Below are 6951 nucleotides of genomic sequence, written 5' to 3'. Positions count from 1 at the left end.
ATTAAAACCCTCAACGAATCTCTGCGGCAGCAACCCAATTTTGCTGAGTTCGATCGCAAGTTTCAAGACGAAGCGAGACGGTTGGCTTCCTGCGTTCATCCGAATATTGTCCGCGTCAGCGATTTCTTTGTGGAAGACGGGCAGCCTTATATGGTGATGGACTATATTGCCGGTCAGAATTTGGGCGATGTAGTTGGTTCAAATAATCCGCTGCCAGAAAATCTTGCAATTCTCTACATCACTCAAATTGGGGCTGCTTTAAAAGTTGTTCATCAAAAGGGTTTGCTGCACCGAGATGTCAAGCCTCAAAACATTCTTTTGCGCCAAGGTACTCAGGAAGTCGTGCTGATTGACTTTGGCATTGCCCGCGAGTTTACTGCTGGTGCAACCCAAAGTCACACTAATATGGTGTCCGACGGCTACGCACCCCCAGAACAGTATTTCGCCCAAGGAAAATATACGCCCGCAACAGATGTTTACGGTCTGGCGGCGACGCTTTACACTTTATTGACAGCACAGGTGCCGGTGGCTGCAATTTTGCGTACCAGTCAGCCGATGCCTTCACCCCGCGACTTGCGGCCTCAGCTAAGTGAGGCTGTCAGCTCTGCAGTGATGCGGGGGATGACGGTAGAAGCTCAAAACCGCCCTGCTACTGTGGATGAGTGGCTATCGCTGCTGCATGGGCAGGGGGGTGCAGCGTCGCCGAGCACCGGGCCGACGGTGGCGGTGATTCCGGGACACGGGCCTCAGTCCTCTGCGGGTTCCAGAACAGCGCCTGCTGTGGTGCCTTCAGGGAACAACAACCGCAAGGTTTGGTGGATTTTGGGGTTCGTGGCGATCGCACTTATTGTTGCAGGTTTTGTCGGTATTGCTAGGGTTTTCTTCAACCGGCCGTCTTCGGAACCCGCACCGGTCGCCCAGGACGAGCGCACTTCGGCCCCTGCAGATCCAGACGCGCGCTCAAGCCCCGCACCAATTCCCGCGCCGACACCAACACCAGCGCCGACTCGCAGAGAAACTCCGCCGCCGGCTGCTGAAACACCAGCGCCGGCTGCTGAAACACCAGCGCCGGCTGTTGAAACTCCAGCGCCGACTGCTGAAACTCCAACACCAGCCCCAGCGCCAACACCAGCGCCTTCTCCGGAAGCAGTCGAACCCACACCAACGGAAAAACTTGTTGACAAAGAGTTGTCGCCAGATCGATCGCCCGCACCCAGCGAACAACCGGGAACCAATTATCAGAAGACTCCCACAATCCCTGGGTATGCCGTTGGTACGGCGGAAAGTCAGATTTTATCCCAATTGGGAGAACCCACTGACTCTCAAGCTCGGGGCTATTGGCCGAATACTCGCACCGCACTTTACGAAATATTGCCAAATCGGATTACTCTCGGCTACATTTACGATCGCGATTCGGGCGAGCTAGTACAAACAGAGGGTTCTTTTGCCCAGTCGGTGGACGATTTGGTGGTGCGAACCGCCTTAAACGGGATGGTGGGCGGCGCCAGCCGGGAGATTTTGCAAGGCTTGGGCGACGTGCAGCAGCGCCGGAGCAATCGGTTTACGTTTAGGAAGGGTTCGCTTGAAGGGATGATCGAACGCAACGAGCGCGATCGGATTTACATCGGCGTCTGGGACGAAAATTTGCATTAAACTTGGCAGCGCTGACATTTTGCACCCTTGTCAATAAACCTGGGCGGGTTCTGGGGCCCACCCCACAGGAAAACTCAACTCTTGTGGAACAGGCCGGAAAGCCTGTTCAAGAAAATGGTGCAAGATGTAAATATTCCCGACTCAGCTTTGTGCCAAAATCCAAAATCCAAAATCTAAAATCGGTTGACTTGACGCAACACGAAATATTGTCTATCATAAAAGAACACACGAGGGGCTGTAATGGTTTCGACAGGGTGGCGAAAGCTGCTCCGTGATGCAGGTCGAGAGGGAGTCTACTCTCGTTAATATCGGCTCAAAAAAAATAGTAAATGCGAACAACATCGTTCCTTTCGCTCGCAAAGCCGTAGCTGTAGCCTAAAAACTTCTTGAGCTCGGTTTAGAGTGTATGCCACCTCACTCCGTTAAAGGTAGCATAACAACCCCCAACGGATGCCCTAGCTAAACGTTTCTAGTCGGCTAGCTAGGAAAGCAATCACTAGAAAATCCCCCCATTTGGGATAAAGATGGTTCCCGCCCCGAGGATTAGAGGGGATAAACCTGTGAACGATCGGAAGGTAAATACCCGCTTTGGACGGCAGTTCGATTCTGCCCAGTTCCATAAACAAAGTGACGTAAAATCAATGGTTTAAGCCATTTGAAAGCCACTTTACAGAATTAAAAGGGCCCAGAGTTAACTCTGGGCCCTTTTGTTTGGCATTCAACGTTCAATCTAAAACCTAAAATCTAAAATCTAAAATCGATCAGCTCGATCGGCTAAGTAAAAATACATAAATTACCCATCCATTAGCTACGCTGCAGGCTCATATAATTAGAACTTCACCCTGTCTGTGCGTTCTTGGAGCCTGTCGGGCGATATACTATTAGGCGGTAAAGCATTAAAAATCTTTACAAAGACCCCGATTTCTAAGCCTACTCCTACGAAGGACGGGTGAAAAATTATATGCTGATCGCTCAAAAGCTGGACAAATGAACCCAGGAATTGACTTACAAGGAAGTTTCGTAGAAGCCCTCATGAATTTGGGCTTACCGGCGGACATCGCCCAAGTGCTTTGGCTACCGCTGCCAATGTTGCTGATGATTGTCGCTGCCGTTTTCGGGGTACTAACTAGCGTCTGGCTGGAACGGAAAATTTCCGCCGCTGCTCAACAGCGGGTAGGCCCGGAATTCATCGGCCCTCTGGGAGTTTTAGCACCCGTTGCTGACGGTCTGAAGTTGGTATTCAAAGAAGACATTGTACCGGCAAAAGCTGACGCGCTGCTATTTACCCTAGGCCCGGTAATTGTGGTGATTCCAGTTTTTCTCTCCTACTTAATCGTGCCCTTCGGAGAGCATATGCTGATCGCCGATATGGGGACAGCGATATTTCTGTGGATTGCTCTTTCTAGCATTCAGCCGATCGGCTTGCTGATGTCCGGCTATGCTTCAAACAACAAATACGCCCTCCTCGGAGGACTCAGAGCCGCTGCTCAATCCCTCAGCTACGAAATTCCCCTAGCTTTGGCAGTATTGGCAGTCGTGATGATGTCCAACAGCCTCAGTACGATCGACATCGTACACCAGCAAGCCGGCTACGGCATTCTCGGCTGGAATATCTGGCGGCAACCCGCAGGTTTCCTGATTTTTTGGATTGCAGCACTAGCAGAATGCGAACGCTTGCCCTTTGACCTCCCGGAAGCAGAAGAAGAATTGGTAGCAGGATATCAGACTGAGTACACCGGCATGAAATTTGCTTTGTACTATATCGCTTCCTACGTTAACCTCGTCCTTTCTTGCCTGCTAGTAGCAGTTTTGTACCTCGGCGGCTGGGAATGCCCGATTCCGGTCGGAGTCATCACAAATGCCTTGGGATTGAGCGAGACGACTCCTTGGTTGCAGGTAATTACTGGCACGCTGGGCATTACGATGACCATGCTGAAAGCCTACTTTTTCCTGTTTCTGGCAGTTCTGCTCCGCTGGACTCTGCCGCGAGTTCGGATCGACCAATTGCTAGATTTGGGATGGAAGTTTTTGCTGCCCGTTGCTTTAGTTAATTTGCTATTGACCGCAGCTTTGAAGCTTGCCTTTCCCTTTGCTTTTGGCGGTTAATTAATAATAGGTAAAGGGCAACAGCTAAACAAAAATAGCTGTTAACCAATTACCTATTATCAATTAGCAATTACCAAAAACTCAAGTACAGAGAGAGAACACCATGCTAAAATTCCTCAATCAAGTAGGCGAATACGCCAAAGAGACTCTTCAAGCTGCTAAGTATATCGGTCAAGGGCTATCTGTTACTTTTGACCACATGAGACGCCGGCCGATTACGGTGCAGTATCCTTACGAGAAACTAATTCCTTCGGAACGTTTCCGGGGTCGAATTCACTTTGAATTTGACAAGTGCATCTCCTGCGAAGTCTGCGTTCGGGTGTGCCCGATCAATTTGCCTGTGGTGGATTGGGAATTTAACAAAGAAACTAAGAAGAAACAACTCAAGCACTACAGTATCGATTTCGGAGTGTGTATCTTCTGCGGCAACTGCGTAGAATATTGTCCGACTAATTGTTTATCGATGACAGAAGAGTATGAGTTGGCCACCTACGAACGTCACGAACTGAATTTTGATAACGTAGCCCTCGGACGTTTGCCCTACAAGGTTACAGACGATCCTATGGTGACACCGATGCGCGAATTCGCTTATTTGCCGAAAGGTGCGATCGACCCTCATGAAGTTTCCTACACCGATCGCCGCGCCGGTCTGCGTCCAGAGGAAATTATCGAAAAATAGGTAATGGGGCATGGGGCATGGGGCATAGTTAGTAGTTAGTGGTTAATGGTTAATGATTACTTGTTAGTAGTTTTTCTAATAACAAATAACAAATTTCCAATGCCCAATGCCCAATGCCCAATGCCCAATGCCCAATGCCCAATGCCCAATTAACAGAGGATAAAAAATTGTGAATCTAGCTGAAGGGGTTCAAATTGTTTCATTTGGCATACTGTCGGTAATGATGATTGCAGGAGCACTAGGAGTAGTGCTGTTCTCCAACATCGTTTACTCAGCATTTTTGCTGTGCGGCGTATTTACTAGCATTGCCGGCTTGTACCTGTTGCTGAATGCCGACTTTGTCGCAGCAGCGCAGGTATTGATTTATGTTGGCGCTGTTAACGTCTTGATTTTGTTTGCGATTATGTTGGTGAACAAGCGCGAAGATTTCCGCACTATTCCCAACGCTTGGGTGCGTCAAATAGCAACAGCAGTAGTTTGCGTAGGGTTGTTTGCACTGTTGGGTACGATGGTGGTGTCTACTCCTTGGGCTATTGTCGCGACGACAGGAGCACCGGCCGAAAGTTCGATCGTCACTATCGCCAAACATTTCTTCACCGACTTTTTGCTGCCTTTCGAGTTAGCATCTGTGTTTTTGTTGATGGCAATGGTGGGAGCAATTGTGTTGGCGCGCCGCGATTTTTTCCCGGATGAACTGTCAAAGAAGCTATCCGAAACACCCGCTTTGAGTTTGCCGGAAAGACCTCGCGAATTAGTTTCTGCCGGAGATGTGTCTTCGCCAGAATCTAAGTAATATTATGGTGCGCTAAGCGCACCATAGTGTTAGTTTTGTAGTAACTTTAGATTGAGACAAAATCGCAAAATTTATGCAACTGCAACTCCAGTATTTCCTGTTATTAGCCGCCGCTCTTTTCTGTATTGGTATTTACGGTTTGATTACCAGCAGAAATGCAGTGCGCGTGTTGATGTCGATCGAGTTGATGCTGAATGCTGTCAATCTCAATTTGATGGGTTTCTCCAATTATCTCGACCCTGTACAAATTAAGGGCCAAGTATTTACCGTGTTTGTAGTTACGGTAGCGGCGGCTGAAGCTGCCGTAGGTTTGGCAATTGTTTTGGCGATTTATCGCAACCGCAATACCGTAGACATGGAAGAATTTAATTTGCTGAAGTGGTAATTAATAAATAGTCATCAGTCATCAGTCATCAGTCATTAGCGACAAACTAATGCAGATTAAAGACTGATGACTAAGGACTAAGAACTAATGACTAATGACTTCTAGTAATTTCTAGAGTAATTCTACCCCCGAAATCAGGGATGGGGGCAGCAGGTTTCGAGAGTTGTAGTTTAACTTTTTCTACTAACGGTAGTTGTAAAAGCGCTTGAGCAATAGTATCTGCTAGGCGTTCGATTAATAAAAATTTCGACTCTTGGACTAGCTTTTGAATTAGAGTAATTGCGCTGCGGTAATCAAGAGTATGTTGAATATCATCACTTTTTCCAGCTTGCGATAAATCCAGCCAGAGAGTAACATCCACTTCAAACCACTGCCCCAAAACTTGCTCTTCCGGCAGATAGCCCGTATATCCGTAACAGCGAATTCCTGTAAGTTGAATAGAATCCATTTTGCAATAAACTAAAAGTGCGTTGTCTCTACCACTTTGTATTAAACCAGATAAAGTTCTCTTTCTCTTCCCTCTCTTTTTTTGCCTTTTTCCTTCTCCCTCTGCGCTCTTTGCGCCCTCTGCGGTTCAATCACTCTTATTCTATCTTAAATTTCACAACTCTCCTCCTTTCTCCAACTTGTCCAATAAATCCTCAGCAACTTCATACCATTTCTGCCTTATTTCAGCATCTTCTGGCTTTTCAGTCAAGGTACGACCTTGGAATTCGGGATATTTATTGTAATATAATTCATCTACTTTTTGATAGAAGATATCTTGATTAATGTTGAGATTTTTGCGCCGTTCACCTATTTTTTCTTGACGAATTATTTCTGCTTGCTCTAAGGATGTATCAGGAGGTTGCTGGCGCGAAGAAAATTTAGGTAAATCCGGCAACTTGGGCAAGGTGAAACCAGATTTGACTACACTAAAAGCTAAAATTCCGGGTACCAAAATCACACTTAAACTCCCTAGGGTTTTCCAAGGAATTAACTTGAATGTGCTGTGGTTATTAACCAGTTGAGGATTTTGGTGAACAGGAGTATGATTACTGGTAGCAGTTTGAGTGGTGTTTTTGAAAGGACGGCCGACAAAGTTCATTGTCACCATTTGGGAAATTATACTGCCAATTTGAGATAGTTTTGGATCTTTGAGTGCTTCGCGGACTGCTTTTGCAGATTGGTAGCGATCGCCCGGTTGTTCTGCTAACATCCGATCCAATACGCTGGCTAAATTTGGGCTGACACTGACGTGCGATCGCCAATCCCAAGTTTTATTATTGATATCGTACAATTTTTGAGGCTTTTTGCCGCTTAACAGTACCAAAGCCGTGACGGCTAAAGCGTACA

General features: G+C 47.3%; 6 protein-coding genes, 1 other RNA gene and 1 pseudogene. 6 read left to right on the top strand and 2 right to left on the bottom strand.

The window, feature by feature from the left end:
- From QUA38_RS26365 to nuoK, 6 genes are all read left to right on the top strand, one after another.
- On the top strand, positions 1 to 1653 hold a 1653-nt coding region (locus tag QUA38_RS26365; protein ID WP_333167124.1), incomplete at its 5' end, for a serine/threonine-protein kinase.
- 231 nt (positions 1654 to 1884) lie between these two features.
- Positions 1885 to 2275: a transfer-messenger RNA gene (gene ssrA, locus QUA38_RS26360) on the top strand.
- Between the two features lie 365 nt (positions 2276 to 2640).
- Positions 2641 to 3759 (top strand): NADH-quinone oxidoreductase subunit NuoH, encoded by a 1119-nt coding sequence (gene nuoH, locus QUA38_RS26355; RefSeq protein WP_333167123.1) that lies wholly within the window; start codon positions 2641 to 2643, stop codon positions 3757 to 3759.
- Between the two features lie 103 nt (positions 3760 to 3862).
- Positions 3863 to 4438, top strand: a complete 576-nt coding sequence (gene ndhI / locus QUA38_RS26350) for an NAD(P)H-quinone oxidoreductase subunit I (RefSeq protein WP_333042046.1) — start codon at positions 3863 to 3865, stop codon at positions 4436 to 4438.
- 169 nt (positions 4439 to 4607) lie between these two features.
- On the top strand, positions 4608 to 5231 hold the full coding sequence (locus tag QUA38_RS26345; protein WP_333042048.1) for an NADH-quinone oxidoreductase subunit J: 624 nt from the start codon (positions 4608 to 4610) through the stop codon (positions 5229 to 5231).
- A gap of 79 nt (positions 5232 to 5310) precedes the next feature.
- Positions 5311 to 5616 (top strand): NADH-quinone oxidoreductase subunit NuoK, encoded by a 306-nt coding sequence (nuoK, locus tag QUA38_RS26340; protein WP_228042566.1) that lies wholly within the window; start codon positions 5311 to 5313, stop codon positions 5614 to 5616.
- 91 nt (positions 5617 to 5707) lie between these two features.
- Here nuoK and folB read toward each other — a convergent pair whose 3' ends face one another.
- Positions 5708 to 6064, bottom strand: coding sequence for a dihydroneopterin aldolase (gene folB, locus QUA38_RS26335; protein WP_333070833.1), 357 nt, complete (start codon positions 6062 to 6064; stop codon positions 5708 to 5710).
- A gap of 153 nt (positions 6065 to 6217) precedes the next feature.
- Positions 6218 to 6951 (bottom strand): annotated as a pseudogene (locus QUA38_RS26330) (serine/threonine-protein kinase); the annotation flags it as partial.

The organism is Microcoleus sp. Pol12B4 (assembly GCF_036701385.1).
Classification (GTDB): domain Bacteria; phylum Cyanobacteriota; class Cyanobacteriia; order Cyanobacteriales; family Microcoleaceae; genus Microcoleus.
The sequence above is the reverse complement of the archived record's forward strand: the minus strand, read 5'-3'. Positions and strand labels throughout refer to the sequence as shown.

Excerpts from the sequence above, each read along its gene's own strand:
- folB (WP_333070833.1), bottom strand. The coding sequence starts at position 6,064 with ATGGATTCTATTCAACTTACAGGAATTCGCTGTTACGGATATACGGGC.
- nuoH (WP_333167123.1), top strand. The coding sequence starts at position 2,641 with ATGAACCCAGGAATTGACTTACAAGGAAGTTTCGTAGAAGCCCTCATG.
- ndhI (WP_333042046.1), top strand. The coding sequence starts at position 3,863 with ATGCTAAAATTCCTCAATCAAGTAGGCGAATACGCCAAAGAGACTCTT.